The organism is Roseibium sp. MB-4 (genome assembly GCF_053005265.1).
The window spans coordinates 966,830-983,807 of record NZ_JBRKQB010000002.1 but is presented as its reverse complement, the minus strand read 5'-3'; the positions used below and the strand labels follow the sequence as shown (position 1 = coordinate 983,807).

Here is a 16,978-nt window from a genome sequence, read left to right as displayed (position 1 = left end):
GCAGTTATTCTGTTGGCAAAAAGGTGCGGTTGATAGTGCGGGAGTGGCCGCGAAATTCGGCGATTACGGTTCCGTCGCCACGGGCTACGCTGATGTCGTAAATGCCGGAGCGTCCGGTACGGGAGACCTCACGTGCCGAGGCGGTCAAGAGATCGTTCAGACTGCCCGGTGCGATGTAGGTGACCGAACAGTGCTGGGCGACGGTGACTTGATTGTACGTGTTGCAGGCAAAGGCGAAGGCGCTGTCGGCCAGCGCAAAGATATAGCCGCCGTGACAGTTGCCATGGCCGTTGGTCATGTCCTTCGTCACGGTCATGGAGATATCTGCTTCGCCTGGCGCCACGTGAAGCAGTTTCATGCCGAGCTTCTGAGAGGCGTTGTCCTCCTCCCACATCAGCTTGGCACAGGTTTCTGCCAGCTGCTGCGGGCTGAGTTCAGATATGTGTTTCATGTCATTCACCGCGGAACCGTGCAGGGCGTTTTTCCAAAAACGCAATTACACCTTCAGCATAATCGTCGGTGAAGCCTGCTGTCTGCTGGCAATCCCGCTCCATGTCGAGATGCGTGTCGAGATCCTGGTCGGCGGCGGCCTGGATGAGACGTTTGGTGAGGCCCAGTCCGACGGTAGGGCCGGCAGCCAGCTTCTCAGCCAGTGCGGTCGCCTCTTCAAGCAGAGCAGCATCATCGACCGTTTTCCAGATCAGGCCCCAGCTTTCGGCCTGTTCGGCCAGTAGCGGTTCCCCAAGGAGGGCGAGCGCTTTAGCACGTGGTTCTCCTAGAATGCGGGGCAGAGACCAGCTGCCGCCGGCATCCGGGATCAGTCCTATCTTGGAAAAGGCCTGGATAAACTTTGCCGAGCGTGCCGCCAGAACGATGTCACAGGCAAGGGCGATGTTTGCGCCCGCACCGGCCGCCACGCCATTCACCGCGCAGATGATTGGTTTTTCCAAGCTGCGGATCAGACGCAGGGTCGGATTGTAAAAGGTCTCGATCGTATGTCCGAGATCGGAGCGCTCGCCGCCTTTTCTTGGGTCCCGATCGCCCAGATCCTGCCCGGCACAAAAGCCCCTCCCGGACCCTGTCAACAACACCGAGCGAACTGCTTTTTCAGAATGAGCACGCTCAATTTCTGCGCGAAATGACAGGTGCATTTCCTCGTTAAACGAGTTGAGTTTGTCCGGGCGATTGAGGGTTAGCTTCAAAACGCCGTTGTTTATTTCTGAAATAACAGTCTGATTTTTCGACATTTTTCTCTCCCTGACATCATTTTATTACGATGCCGACAAAACAAATCGTTGCATAAACCGTCCGGTCGGTCAATTATAAGAACTGAGGCGTAACGCTCGTTACGGACTTGGGAGGAGACATTATGCCAAAACTGCTTGGCCGGCATTACCGAATGTTGAGCGCTGCGTTCTCGGTGATCGGGGACCAGAGCGTTCGAATGTTGGTTTCAGTGTTTTCTAAACCGGCAAACCGACACAGCATTCCGCTGCCCCGCCCGGCAAAACCCAGGTCAACCGGCGTCTCCAATTCGATCCGCAATGATCAGCAAAGCGTGGCCGGCAGAGCATTTGCTCACCTCAGCCGCTTTCGTCGCATCACTGACCGGAGCTCTCACAGCAGCTGACCCCGGCTGCCCGTCACTTCGGAATTTTCACACTCTGGGAGGAAATCATGAAAGTTACCAATACAGCTCTCGCCACCTTGATGGTTCTGGGAACAGTCACAGGCGCCGCCGCCGACATCAAGTTGGGTGCCAGCCTGTCCGCGTCTGGGCCTGCTGCCTTCCTTGGCGACCCGGAAGCAAAGACCCTTTACATGCTTGTTGATGATCTCAACGCCAAGGGCGGGATCAACGGCGAGAAGATCGAGCTGGTGATTTACGATGATGGCGGGGATCCGAACAAGGCGCGCACCTTTGCAACGCGGCTGGTAGAAGATGATGAAGTTGTTGCCATCATCGGTGGGTCCACGACGGGTACGACCATGTCCATCCTGTCGGTTGCCGAAGATGAGGGCATTCCTTTCATCTCACTCGCTGGTGCAATCCAAATCATTGATCCGGTGCGCGAGTATGTCTTCAAGACACCGCATACCGACCGCATGGCCTGTGAGAAGATCTTCACGGATATGCAGAAGAACGGCATCACCAAGATCGGAATGATTTCCGGCACCGGCGGATTTGGCGCGTCGATGGAAGCCCAATGCGCTGACGTTTCTGGCAACTATGGTGTCGAGATCCTGGTGCAAGAGACCTACTCCCGTCAGGACGCTGACATGACCCCGCAGCTTACCAAGATCAAGTCTACCGATGGTGTTGAGGCCGTTCTGAATCCGGGCTTTGGTCAGGGGCCGGCCATCGTCACCCGGAACTTTGCCCAACTTGGGATTGATCTGCCGCTTTACCAAAGCCATGGAGTTGCCTCCGATGGTTTCATTGAGCTGGCCGGAAAGGAGGCTGCTGAAGGTGTGCGTCTTCCAGGCACCGCGCTTCTCATTGCAGACATCATGGAAGAGGGGGATCCGCAGAAGGAAGTGGTGATCGCTTACAAGACTGCGTACGAGGAAGAATACGGCGAAGCGGTTTCGACCTTTGGCGGCTATGCGCATGATGCCTTCCGGCTGATGACGGATGCAATGGCCCGTGCAGGCAGCTCGGATCCAAGTGCGATCCGTGATGCTCTTGAAGCAACCAGCGGCATGGTCGGCACGACCGGCACCTACACTTTCAGCCCGGATGATCACCTGGGGCTCGATCTTAGTGCGTTCCGCATGCTGGAAATTCGCGGCGGCAAGTGGACTTCGATCGACTGACGCCATTTTCGGAGGCCGGGCAACAAGTCCGGCTTCCAACCTTGCACCCAAAATCCCGCTTAGGAGACGTCGATGGACGCATTGATGCAGTTCGTCTTTTCCGGCTTGACCGTCGGCGCGGTCTACGCCCTTGTCGCGCTTGGCTTTACCATCATCTACAACGCCTCTGATGTGGTGAACTTCGCCCAGGGCGAATTCGTCATGCTCGGCGGCATGATTACGGTGTTCGCCTTCGATGCCGGGTTGCCGTTGCCCTTGGCGGCCTTGATTGCAATCGCGGCAACAGCAGCCATTGGTGTAGCGCTGAACAAGTTCGCGATCGAGCCTGCGCGGGGCGCGCCGGTTGTCTCCCTGATCATCATTACCATCGGGGCCTCGATCCTGATCCGCGGTGCGACACAGGTCCTGTTCGACAAGCAGTTGCATCGTCTGCCAGCGTTCTCCGGGGATGATCCGATCCATCTTCTCGGCGCAACTTTGCTGCCGCAGAGCCTTTGGGTGATTGGCGGAGCAATTGCGATTTTCATAGCGCTGTGGCTGTTTTTCACGCGTACGCTTTTGGGCAAAGCAGTTCTGGCAACCGCGAACAATCGGCTGGCCGCACAGCTCGTGGGCATCAACACCGGTTTTGTCATGACCTTGTCTTTTGCCTTGTCAGCGGCCATCGGCGCGCTTGCCGGTGTTCTGGTCACACCAATCACGCTGGTGAGCTATGACGTCGGTGTCGGCCTCGCCCTTAAAGGGTTTGCGGCTGCAATGCTCGGTGGCATGGGCAATCCAAAGGGAGCTTTGGTCGGCGGGTTGCTGCTCGGCCTGTTTGAAGCCCTGACGGCTGGATACATCTCCTCCCAGTACAAGGAAGCGGTCGCCTTTGTCGTGATCCTTGCTGTGCTTTTTGTCATGCCACAGGGCCTTTTCGGTCAAAAGACGACAGAAAGGGTCTAGGTGATGACACTCAAAAACAAATGGATTCAGCTCGCCATCCTGACCGCAATCATTGTCATCCTGCCGGCCTTTTTCCCGTCCGGATACTACTATCGTGTTGGCGCGCTTGTATTCGTGAATGCTCTATCCGTGGTCGGCTTGGTGATCCTGATCGGATACGCCGGACAGATCAGTTTGGGGCACGCGGGGTTCGCCGGGATTGGCGCATACGCCTGCGCCTTGGCACCGGTACATCTCGGCATCCCGCCGGTCCTGGCCATTCTGCTCGGCGCTGCGATTTCTGCCGTGCTCGCCCTTCTGATCGGCCGCCCAATTCTGCGCTTGAAGGGCTACTATCTCGGCGTTGCAACGCTTGGATTTGGCATTCTGGTCTCCATGGTGCTCTCCAATGAACGCGGATTGACCGGTGGCCCGGATGGAATGTCCGTTCCAAGTCTTGGTCTGCGTCCAATCCTCAGGGACATGGGGCTTCGTCTGTCCGGTGGCGAATTCTGGTACATCTTTAATGCGGCCGCGCTTTTGATCGGGATCTGGATTGCACTCAATCTCTACCAGAGCGCGACCGGGCGGGCGATGCGGGCCCTGCACGGGTCAGAGACTGCAGCACAAACCGTCGGCATTGATGTCGCGCGTTTCAAGCTGCAAGCGTTCATCATCTCAGCTGTCTACGCGTCGGTGGGCGGCTCGCTTCTGGCCTTGCAGAACGGTTTCATTACACCGGATGTCGCGGGTTTCATGCACTCGGTGGAAATGGTCACCATGGCTGTACTCGGTGGTGTCGGCTCGGTCCTCGGTGCAACATTCGGCGCGGCTGTTCTGACGCTCTTGCCGCAGATTCTGACCGTGTTCCACGACTATGAGCATCTGGTGCTCGGCCTCGTTATGATCCTGGTGATGATCTTCCTGCCGCTTGGCCTTTTGCCGTCTCTTGCAGCGCGTATCAGATGGAGGGGTGTCTGATGAGCATTCTCGAAATCAGCGGCCTTGGCATCAGTTTCGGCGGGCTCCGGGCGGTGAACGATGTCGGGTTTTCGGTCAAACCGGGTGAAATCGTATCGGTCATCGGACCAAACGGGGCTGGCAAAACAACCCTCTTCAACATGATCTCCGGTGTCTATTTGCCGGATGCGGGTCACGTGAAACTGAACGGGGCGGACGTGACCGCCAAGGCTCCGCACCTTCTCGCGGAAAAGGGGCTAACACGGACTTTTCAGAACCTGCAGATTTTTCAGGAAATGACGGTTCTGGAAAATGTGGTCGCCGGATTTCATCTGACGGAAAATCCGTCCGTTTGGGCTGATCTGTTGTCGCTCCCCTCTGCCCGGCGGCGGTCTGCGGAAGTGCGCGAACAGTCGCTGCTGCTTCTTGAAAAGGTGCATCTGTCAAAGGCTGCCGAGGAAGAGGCCGGGAACCTTTCTTATGGCGCGCTCAAGCGCCTTGAGATTGCGCGTGCCTTGGCTGTTGGTCCGCAGGTTCTTCTGCTGGATGAACCTGCAGCAGGCTGCAATGCGGTCGAGACAGACGAGATCGATGAGCTGATTGCGGAGCTCGCCAAATCCGGCATCGCGATCCTGCTCGTGGAGCACGATATGAAAATGGTGATGCGGATCTCCAATCACATCGTGGTGCTGGATCACGGCGAAAAGATCGCTGAAGGCACGCCGGAGGACGTCTCCAGGAACCCGGATGTGATTGCCGCCTATCTCGGTACGGAAGAGGAGCCCACCCATGTTGACGGTTGAGGGCCTGCGATCGGCCTATGGTCATATCGAGGTGCTGCACGGGATCGATCTGGAGGTAACATCTAGGGAGATCGTAACTGTGGTCGGCGCAAATGGAGCGGGCAAGACCACCTTGCTGAAATGCTTGTCCGGGACGCAAGCCGTCACCGGCGGTGACATCCGGTTTCGCGGCGATGTGCTGACAACCGTGCCAGCCTACAAGCGTTTGAAACGCGGATTGTCGCAATCGCCGGAGGGGCGCCAGATTTTCACGAACATCACGGTGGAAGAAAATCTGCGTCTCGGCGCGTTTCTTTTCACCGATGATCGGGTCGAAAAGGATATGGAGGACGCCTTCCAGATGTTCCCAATCCTGCGGGAAAAGCGGAACCTGGCAGCGGGTGGCCTTTCAGGTGGGCAACAACAGATGCTGGCGATTGCCCGTGCCTTGATGGGGCGGCCGCATTGTCTATTGCTGGATGAACCTTCGATGGGTCTAGCGCCTTTATTGGTCGCGCAAATCTTCGATGTGGTGAAGTCCTTGAGGGAAAAGGAAGTGACCGTTCTGCTGGTTGAACAGAACGCTTTTGGCGCTCTCAAGATCGCCGATCGAGGTTATGTCATGGAAACCGGCAGGATCACGCTTTCCGGTCCCTCCGATGAACTGATCGCCGATCCGCGCATCCGAGAAGCCTATCTTGGGATTTAAACTGATCAGTTAAGGGCTGCCGTCGATTCCCGGATGACAAGGTCGCCGGAGATTTCTTCGTCTCCGGTGGCGTCTGCGGGTTCGAAGATCCGATCAATCACGGTGCGTGCCAAGGCCGCGGTCGGCTGGCGGATGGTCGTCAGCCTGGGGACGACAAGAGCTGCCAGCGAGATGTCATCGAAACCTGTAACGGACAGGTCACCAGGGACGTCCAGTTTCAAGTCTCGAGCTGCGCGCAAGACGCCAATCGCTTGCTGGTCACTGGCCGCGGCAATTGCGGTCGGGCGATCACCGCTGTCCGCAGTTTCTGCAAGTATCTCCCGGCAAACCTCTTCGCCGGAATCATAATCGAACTGGCCTGCGTGGATTGTCAGTTCGATTGGATCATCAGCTGTTGAGAGCGTCTTTATCCGGGTCACAAACCCTTCGCGGCGGCGGCGGGCGACATCCATGGTGTCCGGTCCGGCGATATAGGCGATCCGCCGATGGCCAAGCTGATGGAGATGGTCGGCAATATTAGCTGATCCGTCGAAATGGTTTGTGCTGACCAGCGCATGATCGCCAAGACGGCGGTCAAGCGACACAATTGGCACATCTGCTTCGTAAGGATGGTTGCTGTCTGATGTTGCGACAACGATGACACCGCGCACGGAGCGGTCCAGCAAGGCTGCGATCTGGACCTTTTCGGTTTCCAGGTCGTCATCCGAATTCGCCAGCATGACCGAGTGGCTGCGGCTGGCGGCTTCCTTTTCGATATCCTTGGCAAGTTGGGCAAAGAACGGGTTGGTAATATCCGGCACCACCAGCCCTACGACATCGATGCTGTTTGTGCGCAGTGCCCGGGCTGCCAGGTTGGGCTTGTAGCCAAGTTCGTCCATGGCAGCCTGCACTCGCAGCTTGAGCGGCTGTTTGACCGTATCGTTTTTCGCGAGGACCCTTGAAACCGTCCCGACCGACACATCGGCTTTGCGCGCGACATCCTTTATCGTCGGCATAGACAGGCTTCTCCCTAAATACTGTAGTCGCAGCCGACTGCGGGCCGCTGTTCCTTTTACTGCCTCTTTTAGGCCAGCGCTATACCAGGTCGGGCGCGCAGAACCGGTCGACATCGATCCGTGCCGGCAGAGAAGCCGATGCACCCTTTCGGGTGGTTGCAAGGGCCGCAGCATGCATAGCAAATCGTATCGCGGACCGCATTGAGGCACCTTCTGAGAGCGCAGTTGCCAGCGCGCCGTTAAAGCAATCCCCGGCAGCCACCGTGTCAATTGCAGTCACACTCGGAGCAGGTTCCACGCCGTCCTCATCTCCAAAGGACCAGGCGACGCCTTTTTCTCCAAGGGTAATGACCGCACCACTCAGTCCGAAAGAGCGCAGATGCCGTGCGCCGTCGCCGGCTTCGTCCAGCGTTTCTGGTGTTTTTCCCAAGATGGCACCAGCCTCACTTGCGTTCGGAGTCAGCACATCAAAAGCGGCAATCACATCATTGGTCCAGGCCGGGTGAGGGGCTGGAGCTGGATCCATAATCACCAAAGCGCCACCAGCGCGTGCAAGTTCCGCGGCTTTCAATGACGTTTCCAGGCTGATTTCATTTTGCAGGAGGACGACACCGCTTTGGCTTAACTGGTTTGAATGCGGCGCAAGGTCTTCGGGCTGCAACTGACCATTGGCGCCACTTGCCAACCGGATGATGTTGTCGCCGTCTGGTCCAACATCGATGAATGCCATTCCTGTTCCGCAATCGCGTTTTTCGATCAGTTCCGCGGCGACGTTGAACGCTGCCAGCTGATCTGCGGCAACACGACCAAAACCGTCTTTACCAACCGCGCCGATCATCGTGGCATTGGCGCCGAGCTTGGTCGCTGCAACAGCCTGATTTGCGCCTTTGCCACCCAATGTATTGGCGGTTTCCCGGACCATCACGGTTTCACCGATTTTTGGCCAGCGATCGAGATAGCTGAAGAGGTCGATGTTTATGCTGCCAACGACAGTAACCGGCTTCAAAATTACGCTCCGCTCATGGGGTTCGGATTGTGTATACCGTATTATTTTGCCTCAGCGGAAGATGTGTCCGCTGAGGCTTTAAATATAGGCGATCAAGTCGCGGCGTATTTGGCGCGGTAATGATCAAGGACGACTGCAAAGATGATGACCACACCGGTAATCATCTGGCGCATGAAGTCGCTTAACCCGATCAGGATCAAGCCGTTTGCGAGCACACCAATGATGAAAGCGCCGAGCAGTGTCCCGATTACCGATCCCCGGCCGCCGCTCAAACTGGTGCCGCCGATGATCACAGCAGCGATCGCATTCAGTTCAAAGCCAATCCCGGCGATCGGGCTGGAGATGTTGAGGCGGGCCATATAGACAACGGCCGCGATGCCAGCTGTGAAGCCGCAGATGGTGAAGGCTGCAATCTTGTAACGACGCACCGAATGTCCAGCCAGGCGGACAGCTTCCTCATTGTTTCCAATGCCGTAAAGCAGACGCCCGAAGACCGTGAAGTTCAGGATGAACCAAGCCACGAACACCAGGACCAGCGCCACCAGGAATACGACAGGCACGCCATAGATCATTGCGGACCCGAATTCCTCAAAGGCATAGGGGAAGGAGTAGATTGTCTGCGCATCGGAGACCTGCAATGCCGCACCGCGGGCAATGTTCAGCATCCCTAGAGTAATGATGAACGACGGCAGCGCCCAATAAGCGCTGATGGCGCCGTTAATGAACCCGCACAGGACACCGGTCAGCGTTGCGGCAATAACTGCAAGCGCGATTGCTTCTGCCGGTCCAAATCCGGGAAGGGTGATGGCTTTGCCGGCCACGACCGCTGCAAACGCCATCACCGACCCCACCGACAGGTCAATGCCGCCGATCAGAATGACAAAGGTCATGCCGACAGCGAGGACCAGGTTGATGGTGATCTGGGTCAAGATGTTGGTGATGTTGTTCGGCGTCAGAAAGTGTTCGGTGAACACGGAAAAGAATATGATCAGAGCCAGCAAGGCGAGGCCGATGCCCGCGTTTTGCAAAACGGCCCGGACGGAAAATCTGGACGGAGCAGGTAGCGTATCGGTTGTTGTCTGGAGTGTCATTGGCTGTTTCCTCCGGCCAGTTCGGTTTGCCCGTAGGCCAGTTTCAGGATGTTTTCTTCAGAGAAATCGGCACGCTGAAGCGAGCCCTGGATCTGGTGTTCGGCGAGCACAAGAATGCGATCTGCCAGCGTCATGAGTTCCGGCATTTCGGACGAGACCACCAACAGGGCGACGCCATTGCGGGCCAGATCTTTCAAGATCGCGTAGATTTCAGCTTTCGCCCCGACATCGACGCCCCTTGTTGGCTCATCCAGCAACAGGACCTTTGGGTCCCGTGCGAGCCACTTGGCCAGCACCACTTTTTGCTGGTTTCCGCCGGACAGGCTTGAGGCAGGGTCGGCTGTCTTGCCGTATTTCAGTTTCAGTTTTTCGCCGGCCTCCATGGCCTGTCGCCGTTCAGCCGCGAATTTGAGCAGGCCGGATTGGGACACAGACTTCAGATTAGCCAGCGAGACGTTGGCCGAGATCGGCATATCCAGGATCAGGCCTTCGTCCTTTCGGTCCTCGGTTACGAAGCCGATCCCGGCAGCTATTGCGTCGCCTGGACCTGAAAAACGGGCGGTCTTGCCATCCCGTTGCACTTGTCCGGACCGTATCGGATCAATTCCGAAAATTCCGCGCAGAATTTCAGTGCGGCCCGCTCCGACCAGCCCGGCGATCCCGACGATTTCGCCATACCTCAAGTCAAAAGACACGCCGGAGTCGGAGGGATTGGCCTGGGTACAGACATTTTGGACACTCAGTGCGATGTCGCCGAAGGCTTTTTGTTCATCACCGGAAACCATCTCTCCGGCGAGCTGGCGGCCGACCATTCTTTGGACAATACCGTCCGGCGTGGTCTCGGCGATCAAATCAGTGGCGATTGTGCGGCCGTTTCGAAACACTGTGACCCGATCACAGATTTCAAAGACTTCGTCGAGGTGATGAGACACGAAAACGACTGTCACGCCGTCTTCCTTGATCCGCGAGACAAGTTCGAAGAGACGCTTGGTTTCCCGTTCCGTCAGCGTGGCGGTCGGTTCATCGAGGATCAGAATCTGGCTATCGGACTGCAGAGCCCTCGCGATTTCAACAAGCTGCCGGTGGGCGATGCCAAGGGTGCTCACAGGAGCTTTGACATCGATATCAGTCAGCCCGATGGCGTCCAGCGCCTTGCGGGCACGAGCGTTGAGTTCATGCCGGTCCAGGAGCCCAAACCGGTTGCGTGGCAACTTCTCGATCGAGATGTTTTCCGCAATTGACAAGTGCTCAAGGAGATTGAATTCCTGATGAACGACCTGGACACCGCGTTCCTTGGCCTCATGTGGCGACTGCGGGCGGTATGTCTGCCCGTCCAAGGAGATCGCACCGTGGTCGTGAGGGAAGACGCCAGACAGGATCTTGATCAAGGTGGACTTGCCAGCGCCATTTTCACCGACCAGCGCATGCACTTCTCCCTGTTCGAGGAAGAAGCTCACGCCGTCGAGTGCCTTCACGCCGCCGAAGTATTTCTTCAGTCCTTCAACCGAAAGAAACGGCGTGGAATGCGCAGGGGCCTGCGCCGCGGTTTGCGTCGCTGCTACCATGGTGCGTCCAGTCATATTGTATTGGAAGAGTTGGATTTGCCCCCGCTCAAGGCTGACCAAGCGGGGGCACATGGGGCCGATTATTGAGCGGCCACCAATTCGATCGGGGTTTTGACCCAACCTTTAAGTTCATCACCACCGCCGACGACCTCGAGCGCCAGATCAATCGCGTTTGCGGCCATGTCGGTGCCGAATTGGTCGACAGTTGCTAGCATTCGGCCGTCCTCGATCATCGGGCTTACTGCCGGAATGTTATCGAAACCGACAACCATAATGTCGGTGCGGCCAGCGCTTTCCAGCGCCTTCACCACGCCGATGGCCATGGAATCGTTGGCAGCCATCACGCCCTGGATGTCCGGGTGTGCCGTCAACATGTTGGAGAAGACGGTGTTGGCTTCTTCTGTTTCCCAATGCGCGGTGCGGCTGTCGAGAAGGTCGAGCTTGTATTCTGCGACCGAGTCTTCAAAGCCCATGCGGCGCTGGTTGGCATTGTCCGCGCCCGGGTTGCCCTCGATGATGACGACCTTGCCACCTTCGCCAAGTTTTTTGCCCAACGCATCACCGGCAAGTTTCGCACCACCGCGGTTGTCCGGGCCGACAAACGCCAGCTCGATGCCCTGCTGTTTCTTGGCATCTTCATCGAGCGCGACGTCGAAATTGACCACGACAATGCCCGCCTCCATCGCCTTCTTCAGCGGGCGCACCATGGCACGGCTGTCGGCAGGAGCCACCACAATTGCGTCCACGCCCTGCGTGATGAAGTTTTCGACGGCGTTGATCTGGCTCTCGAAGTCGGTTTCGTTCTGCATGCCGACGGCCAGAAGTTCATAGTCGCCACGCTTTTCCTGGTGGGCTTCGGCCCCTGCCATCATGTTTTGAAAGAACTCGTTTGCGAGCGATTTCATGATGAGACCGACTTTCGGCTTGTCGTCTGCCATGGCGGTGCCAGCAAGCAAAGCGAGACCGGTCGCTGCGGCGGCAGCGAGCTTGAATATCTTCATTATTTCCTCCCAAAGAAGACTGCCGTCCCTCTATCCAGACTGGCAGGTGAACAGGCTCCTAAGTGAAAGCATGACTCCAGAAACAGGTCAATATGAAACGTTTCATTTTTTTGAATGCATTCAAAAATTGACGCTATTTTTCATCTTTGAGGTATTCTCCAGGCGTGCGGAAGTGTCTGATAAAACGAACTTAAATGAGTTCTCCAAAAAGCTTAGGTGGTTGCTGGAAAATCATGACAACGAAAGATGTCGCGGCTAAAGATCCGGAAATTTCGCCTGTTGAGCCATGCGGCGTTTGCGAGAACCGCACAAAAAACGAGCGCCGTTTTTTGCCGTTTGTTCAAAAAAATTGCTCTAGCAGCCTCTGCTTAACTTGTGGGCACGCCAGATTTGTGATCATCTTTTAGAGTTAAAAAAAGCACTCCAGGGGTTTCCAAATGTTCACCGTTAAACCGTTTTCAAAGGTCCGCCGGGGCCTTTTGGCGGCTGCAATGACTGTAACAGCCGTTGCCGCCATGCCGATGTCAGCTGCACAAGCGGCGGATCCAATCAAAGTTGCTGCGATCTATACTGTGCCGGTCGAGCAGCAATGGGTGAGCCGTATTGATAAGGCGCTGAAAGCTGCCGAAGAGCGTGGCGATATCACTTACACCTTCTCTGAAAACGTCGCGAACACCGACTACGAGCGGGTGATGCGCGAGTATGCAGAGCAGGGCATGGATCTTGTCGTCGGGGAAGCATTCGCTGTGGAGCGGGCCGCACGGAAGGTTGCCGCAGAGTATCCGGACACAGCGTTCCTGATGGGGTCTTCTTTTGGCCCGGGAAAACCAAACTTTGCCGTTTTCGACAACTGGATCCATGAGCCAAGCTATCTGTCCGGCATGATCGCGGGCGCGACCACCGAATCCAACATCATCGGTATGGTCGGCGGGTATGCCATTCCGGAAGTGAACCGTCTGATGCACGCGTTCATGGATGGGGCAACATCCGTGAACCCGGACGTGAAGTTCCTCGTGACCTTCATCAACTCTTGGTACGATCCGCCCAAGGCCAAAGAAGCTGCATTTGCGATGATCGATAAGGGCGCTGACATCATGTACGCAGAGCGCTTTGGTGTTTCGGATGCAGCCAAGGAGAAGGGCCTTCTGGCCATCGGCAACGTCATCGACACATCAGCTGATTATCCGGGCACGATCCTTTCCTCGGCACTTTGGCATATGGAGCCGACAATTGACCGTGCACTTGAGCAGGTGAAGTCCGGCACTTTCGAACCGGCCGATTTTGGTCGTTTTAGCTTCATGAGCTACGGCGGTGGCAGCTTCATTGTCGATGAAAGCCTTGCTCCGGCCGATGCCGTTGCTGCGGCAAAAGAAAAAGAACAGGAAATTCTCGATGGCCTGTTCCGCGTCAATGTGAATGACAGCGAACCGAAATCCACGATGTAAGCAGCGCCTGCTGTTTTGTCTGGCGGTCATTGGGTTTGACACCTGTGACCGCCAGTAACCTGCCGATGTTCTCCCTTGTCGGCCAAGAATTCTAAAACCACCGGAGGTTGGCATGGCGCCGCCAGCAAATGATGCCCCCGTCCTGTTGCGGCTTGACGGCATCACCAAGCGCTTTGGCGCGTTGACAGCCAATGGCGATGTGTCGCTGGACCTGAGCCAAGGGGAAATCCTTGCACTTCTAGGAGAAAACGGCGCCGGCAAGACCACGCTGATGAACATCCTTTTCGGTCACTATGTGGCCGATGAAGGACAGGTGCTTGTGTTGGGGGCGCATGGTGCCCTGGAAGAGTTGGAGCCGGGCTCTCCGCATGCCGCACTGGATGCTGGTATCGGGATGGTGCACCAGCACTTTACGCTCGCAGAAAACCTGAGCGCCTTCGACAATATTCTTTTGGGCACAGAACCTCTATCCGCCATCAAGTCCGCCCGATTGCCGGCACGCAAAAAGCTGGACGAGCTGATGGAAAGATCCGGATTGGCGGTCAATCTAGACACGCGCATTTCCAATCTCTCCGTCGGGGAAAAACAGCGCGTTGAGATCCTGAAAGCGCTTTACCGGGATGCGAGGGTTCTCGTCCTTGATGAGCCGACCGCAGTTCTGACACCGCAAGAATCCGAGACGCTGTTTGCCACGTTGACGAAGCTTGCAGGCGATGGGCTCGGGATCATTTTCATTTCGCACAAGCTGGCAGAAGTGATGGCATCCTCCCACCGCGTAGCGGTCTTGCGCGGAGGCCGGAAAGTGGCGGACCTGCCGACTGAAGGCAGCTCGCAACGCCAATTGGCCGAGCTCATGGTCGGGCACGAGATTTCTGAAACCGTACGCGAGCCCGGCACTCCGGGTGCGCCGCTTTTTGTCCTGACCGGCGTTGCGGCGGGACACGGTCGCGACGCAATCTCCGATGTTTCGTTGGACTTAAGAGCCGGTGAAATCCTTGGCATAGCCGGGGTGTCTGGCAATGGCCAAACCACGCTGGCACGGGTTATTTCCGGTCTTGAGACGGTGTCGGCTGGCAGATTGATGCTGGAAGGCGATGAGCTCGGGCAAGTCTCTGCGCGTCAGATGATTGACATCGGTCTGGCGCGCATACCTGAAGATCGTCATCATGATGGCATTGTAGGTGCGATGACCGTGTCTGAAAACTTGGCAATTGAAGGGATCCGCAAACCAGAAAACCAGCGCTTCGGGATGCTCCGGTTTTCGGCGATGCGGGACCGGGCGAAGGATCTTATCGAGGCTTATGATATTCGCTGCCAAAGCGAGGCAAGTCCGGCCAGGTTGCTGTCTGGCGGTAATATCCAGAAGATTGTTTTGGCCAGAACGCTTGAAACGGAGCCGAAGGTCGTGCTCGCCGCCCAGCCCTCGCGCGGGCTAGATGTCGGTGCGACGTCCGACGTTCACAAACGTCTGCTTGCAGCACGCGCCCGCGGGGCAGGCGTCATTCTCATTTCTGAAGATCTGGACGAACTCATGCGTCTTTCCGACCGCATCGCCGTCATTCATCGCGGCCATCTCTCACAAGCAGAGCCAACAGAAACGCTCGACCGGGGCAAGCTTGGTCTGCGCATGGCTGGGCACGATGGGGAAGAAGCTGCATGATCCGTTTTGAACCCAGAGGTCCAGTTGCCGTTTCCAAAGTCATCAGCGTGACCGTGGCAGCCGCTGTTGCCGCCCTCGTTCTGGCAGCTGTCCCGATGCTGTTCGCAGGTCTGTCAGTTTTTGAAGCCTATGGCCTTATGATCAAGGGCGCATTTGGGTCAGCCTTTGCCTTCACCGAAATGCTGACCCGCGCAACGCCGTTGATCCTGACGGGACTTGCCGCTGCCGTTGCTTTCCGGGCAAAGCTTTGGAACATCGGTGCCGAAGGTCAGCTGTATGCCGGAGCGTTGGCTGCTGTTGCGGTCGGTACCGGGCTGATCTCCGGGCCTTCCTTCGTGCTTATCCCCGCCGTCATTCTTGCCGGGGCCCTGATGGGCGGGCTGGTCATGTTGGGACCGACCCTTTTGAAAACCCGCCTCGGCGTTGATGAAGTGGTGACGACGCTTCTCCTAAATTTCGTCATTCTCCTCTTCGTCCAGATGATGCTTGAAGGACCGATGCAGGACCCGATGGGGATGGGATGGCCGCAATCGGCACCTATTCTGGATGAAGCTGCGTTGCCGAAGCTGATGGACCGGATGCGCATCCATTGGGGCCTCATCATCGCGCTGATTTCCGCGCTTGGCGTTTATTTTCTTTTGAAACGCACGGTCTGGGGTTTTGAAATCCGGGCAGTCGGAGAAAACGCGTCCGCAGCCCGTCATGCTGGTATTCCTGTCACGGCAACCTTCATTCGGGTTGGATTGCTCTCCGGTGCGCTGGCGGGCCTTGCCGGTGTGGGTGAAGTTGCAGGGCTGAAAGGATATCTGACAGCAGACCTGTCACCGGGTTTCGGATACTCCGGTATCGTCGTTGCCATGCTGGCAGGGCTGTCGCCGATAGGCGTTGTCTTTGCTGCGCTTTTTATTGCAAGCATCTTTGTCGGGGCAGATTCCATGTCCCGCGCCACCGGTGTTTCAAATTATCTGGCTGATCTGATCGTTGCGATGGCGCTCCTTTGCGTTCTTGTCTCCGGCTTGTTTTTGAGGTTCAAGGTTCGCTTTGTCGGCGCGCCGCATGCCAAGGAGGCCTCGAAATGATTGAGATCTTCGATATTCTTTTGTCCGAAAACTTCTGGGCGGCCTCTTTACGCATCGCCACGCCGCTGATTTTTGGTGTCATCGGCGCGCTTATCTGCGAGCGGGCCGGGGTGCTCAATCTTGGGATCGAAGGCATCTTTACGGCGGGTGCCATGGCTGGCTGGATGGCAGTCTGGCTCGGAGCAGGGCTTTGGGGCGGTGTGCTAGTCGCTGCATTGGCCGGTGGGCTGTTCGGGTTGCTTCACGCCATTCTAACGGTGCCGCTCGGGTTGTCTCAGCATGTCTCGGGGATCGGCGTCACTCTGTTCGCGACATCGCTCAGTTACTTTATTTATCGGACCGCTCTGCCGGATGTGTCGTCGCCGCCGCGGATTGAAGCTTTTCAGCCGCTCGATATCCCGATCTTGTCTGATCTGCCGTTTATCGGGCCTGCCTTGTTCCAGCAAACCTCGCTGACGTTTCTTGCACTGATCCTGGTGCTTGCGACAGGCTATGTGCTTTATCGCACGCCGCTCGGTCTTGCGATCCAGGCTGTGGGCGACAATCCGTCGGCTGTCGAATCGCAAGGGCTCTCGGTCTACGGCCTGCGCATGGGCGCAGTCGTTGTCGGCTCGTCGATCATGGCGCTGGGCGGAGCGTTTTTGACCATGTCGGCCTTTGATGCGTTTTTCTTCGGTATGGTCAATGGCCGCGGTTGGATCTGTATTGCGTTGACCGTCTTCGCCTCCTGGCGGCCTGGAAAAGCGCTGATCGGTGCGCTGTTGTTCGGTGCGTTTGACGCGTTCCAGGTTCGACTTCAGACAGAAGTTGGCAGCTTCATCCCCGGACAGGTCTTCCTGATGATGCCGTATATCCTATCCATCATCGCGTTGATCGTGGTGGCCAGGAAAGCTGATTATCCGCGGGCGTTGCTTGTTCCATATTTCCGCGGCCAACGCTGACAG

The 16,978-nt window shown here is 56.9% G+C and carries 16 protein-coding genes; 9 read left to right on the top strand and 7 right to left on the bottom strand.

Going from position 1 to position 16,978, the window contains the following annotated elements; all coding sequences use genetic code 11:
* Positions 1-4: 4 nt before the first annotated feature.
* On the bottom strand, positions 5-451 hold the full coding sequence (paaI, locus tag ACVDG4_RS15695; RefSeq protein ID WP_447235770.1) for a hydroxyphenylacetyl-CoA thioesterase PaaI: 447 nt from the start codon (positions 449-451) through the stop codon (positions 5-7).
* Between the two features lies 1 nt (position 452).
* Positions 453-1,247: a 2-(1,2-epoxy-1,2-dihydrophenyl)acetyl-CoA isomerase PaaG gene (gene paaG / locus ACVDG4_RS15690; RefSeq protein ID WP_447235769.1), complete on the bottom strand. Its 795-nt coding sequence runs from the start codon at positions 1,245-1,247 to the stop codon at positions 453-455.
* Positions 1,248-1,677: 430 nt separating this feature from the next.
* Here paaG and ACVDG4_RS15685 point away from each other — a divergent pair, with 430 nt between their 5' ends.
* The 5 genes from ACVDG4_RS15685 (at position 1,678) to ACVDG4_RS15665 (ending at position 6,192) form a co-directional block, all read left to right on the top strand.
* Positions 1,678-2,817 (top strand): ABC transporter substrate-binding protein, encoded by a 1,140-nt coding sequence (locus ACVDG4_RS15685; protein ID WP_447235768.1) that lies wholly within the window; start codon positions 1,678-1,680, stop codon positions 2,815-2,817.
* Positions 2,818-2,889: 72 nt separating this feature from the next.
* Positions 2,890-3,762: a branched-chain amino acid ABC transporter permease gene (locus tag ACVDG4_RS15680; protein ID WP_447235767.1), complete on the top strand. Its 873-nt coding sequence runs from the start codon at positions 2,890-2,892 to the stop codon at positions 3,760-3,762.
* 3 nt (positions 3,763-3,765) lie between these two features.
* Complete coding sequence (locus ACVDG4_RS15675; RefSeq protein WP_447235766.1) at positions 3,766-4,722, top strand: branched-chain amino acid ABC transporter permease; 957 nt, start codon at positions 3,766-3,768, stop codon at positions 4,720-4,722.
* On the top strand, positions 4,722-5,504 hold the full coding sequence (locus tag ACVDG4_RS15670) for an ABC transporter ATP-binding protein (protein WP_447235765.1): 783 nt from the start codon (positions 4,722-4,724) through the stop codon (positions 5,502-5,504). The genes ACVDG4_RS15675 and ACVDG4_RS15670 overlap by 1 nt, the downstream gene beginning before the upstream one ends.
* On the top strand, positions 5,491-6,192 hold the full coding sequence (locus ACVDG4_RS15665; protein ID WP_447235764.1) for an ABC transporter ATP-binding protein: 702 nt from the start codon (positions 5,491-5,493) through the stop codon (positions 6,190-6,192). Before ACVDG4_RS15670 ends, ACVDG4_RS15665 begins: the two co-directional genes overlap by 14 nt.
* Before the next feature lie 5 nt (positions 6,193-6,197).
* On the opposite strand, the gene ACVDG4_RS15660 is transcribed toward ACVDG4_RS15665, so the two are convergent.
* From ACVDG4_RS15660 to ACVDG4_RS15640, 5 genes are all read right to left on the bottom strand, one after another.
* A complete protein-coding gene (locus ACVDG4_RS15660; RefSeq protein WP_447235763.1) occupies positions 6,198-7,187 on the bottom strand; it encodes a LacI family DNA-binding transcriptional regulator in 990 nt (329 codons plus the stop codon).
* A gap of 79 nt (positions 7,188-7,266) precedes the next feature.
* Positions 7,267-8,193 (bottom strand): ribokinase, encoded by a 927-nt coding sequence (gene rbsK, locus ACVDG4_RS15655; protein ID WP_447235762.1) that lies wholly within the window; start codon positions 8,191-8,193, stop codon positions 7,267-7,269.
* A gap of 92 nt (positions 8,194-8,285) precedes the next feature.
* The gene (locus tag ACVDG4_RS15650) at positions 8,286-9,284 is read right to left on the bottom strand and encodes an ABC transporter permease (RefSeq protein ID WP_447235761.1); all 999 of its coding nucleotides are present in this window, start codon (positions 9,282-9,284) and stop codon (positions 8,286-8,288) included.
* Positions 9,281-10,849 (bottom strand): sugar ABC transporter ATP-binding protein, encoded by a 1,569-nt coding sequence (locus ACVDG4_RS15645; protein ID WP_447235760.1) that lies wholly within the window; start codon positions 10,847-10,849, stop codon positions 9,281-9,283. The genes ACVDG4_RS15650 and ACVDG4_RS15645 overlap by 4 nt, the downstream gene beginning before the upstream one ends.
* An 80-nt stretch (positions 10,850-10,929) precedes the next feature.
* Entirely contained in the window at positions 10,930-11,850 is a 921-nt protein-coding gene (locus tag ACVDG4_RS15640) for a sugar ABC transporter substrate-binding protein (RefSeq protein ID WP_306147600.1), read from the bottom strand.
* Between the two features lie 437 nt (positions 11,851-12,287).
* Between ACVDG4_RS15640 and ACVDG4_RS15635 the strand changes: the two genes are divergently transcribed.
* The 4 genes from ACVDG4_RS15635 to ACVDG4_RS15620 all read left to right on the top strand — a co-directional run bounded on the left by ACVDG4_RS15635 (position 12,288) and on the right by ACVDG4_RS15620 (position 16,975).
* On the top strand, positions 12,288-13,295 hold the full coding sequence (locus ACVDG4_RS15635) for a BMP family protein (protein WP_447235759.1): 1,008 nt from the start codon (positions 12,288-12,290) through the stop codon (positions 13,293-13,295).
* Positions 13,296-13,407: 112 nt separating this feature from the next.
* Positions 13,408-14,955, top strand: coding sequence for an ABC transporter ATP-binding protein (locus ACVDG4_RS15630; protein ID WP_447235758.1), 1,548 nt, complete (start codon positions 13,408-13,410; stop codon positions 14,953-14,955).
* Positions 14,952-16,034, top strand: coding sequence for an ABC transporter permease (locus tag ACVDG4_RS15625; RefSeq protein WP_447235757.1), 1,083 nt, complete (start codon positions 14,952-14,954; stop codon positions 16,032-16,034). Before ACVDG4_RS15630 ends, ACVDG4_RS15625 begins: the two co-directional genes overlap by 4 nt.
* Positions 16,031-16,975: an ABC transporter permease gene (locus ACVDG4_RS15620; RefSeq protein WP_409693964.1), complete on the top strand. Its 945-nt coding sequence runs from the start codon at positions 16,031-16,033 to the stop codon at positions 16,973-16,975. Before ACVDG4_RS15625 ends, ACVDG4_RS15620 begins: the two co-directional genes overlap by 4 nt.
* The last annotated feature ends 3 nt before the right edge of the window (positions 16,976-16,978 follow it).

What these genes read in the sequence shown, in the direction of transcription:
- paaI (WP_447235770.1), bottom strand. Translation starts at nt 451, where the DNA reads ATGAAACACATATCTGAACTCAGCCCGCAGCAGCTGGCAGAAACCTGT.
- ACVDG4_RS15665 (WP_447235764.1), top strand. Translation starts at nt 5,491, where the DNA reads ATGTTGACGGTTGAGGGCCTGCGATCGGCCTATGGTCATATCGAGGTG.
- paaG (WP_447235769.1), bottom strand. Translation starts at nt 1,247, where the DNA reads ATGTCGAAAAATCAGACTGTTATTTCAGAAATAAACAACGGCGTTTTG.
- ACVDG4_RS15660 (WP_447235763.1), bottom strand. Translation starts at nt 7,187, where the DNA reads ATGCCGACGATAAAGGATGTCGCGCGCAAAGCCGATGTGTCGGTCGGG.
- ACVDG4_RS15685 (WP_447235768.1), top strand. Translation starts at nt 1,678, where the DNA reads ATGAAAGTTACCAATACAGCTCTCGCCACCTTGATGGTTCTGGGAACA.
- ACVDG4_RS15645 (WP_447235760.1), bottom strand. Translation starts at nt 10,849, where the DNA reads ATGGTAGCAGCGACGCAAACCGCGGCGCAGGCCCCTGCGCATTCCACG.
- ACVDG4_RS15650 (WP_447235761.1), bottom strand. Translation starts at nt 9,284, where the DNA reads ATGACACTCCAGACAACAACCGATACGCTACCTGCTCCGTCCAGATTT.
- ACVDG4_RS15640 (WP_306147600.1), bottom strand. Translation starts at nt 11,850, where the DNA reads ATGAAGATATTCAAGCTCGCTGCCGCCGCAGCGACCGGTCTCGCTTTG.
- ACVDG4_RS15635 (WP_447235759.1), top strand. Translation starts at nt 12,288, where the DNA reads ATGTTCACCGTTAAACCGTTTTCAAAGGTCCGCCGGGGCCTTTTGGCG.
- ACVDG4_RS15680 (WP_447235767.1), top strand. Translation starts at nt 2,890, where the DNA reads ATGGACGCATTGATGCAGTTCGTCTTTTCCGGCTTGACCGTCGGCGCG.
- ACVDG4_RS15675 (WP_447235766.1), top strand. Translation starts at nt 3,766, where the DNA reads ATGACACTCAAAAACAAATGGATTCAGCTCGCCATCCTGACCGCAATC.
- ACVDG4_RS15630 (WP_447235758.1), top strand. Translation starts at nt 13,408, where the DNA reads ATGGCGCCGCCAGCAAATGATGCCCCCGTCCTGTTGCGGCTTGACGGC.
- ACVDG4_RS15620 (WP_409693964.1), top strand. Translation starts at nt 16,031, where the DNA reads ATGATTGAGATCTTCGATATTCTTTTGTCCGAAAACTTCTGGGCGGCC.
- ACVDG4_RS15670 (WP_447235765.1), top strand. Translation starts at nt 4,722, where the DNA reads ATGAGCATTCTCGAAATCAGCGGCCTTGGCATCAGTTTCGGCGGGCTC.
- ACVDG4_RS15625 (WP_447235757.1), top strand. Translation starts at nt 14,952, where the DNA reads ATGATCCGTTTTGAACCCAGAGGTCCAGTTGCCGTTTCCAAAGTCATC.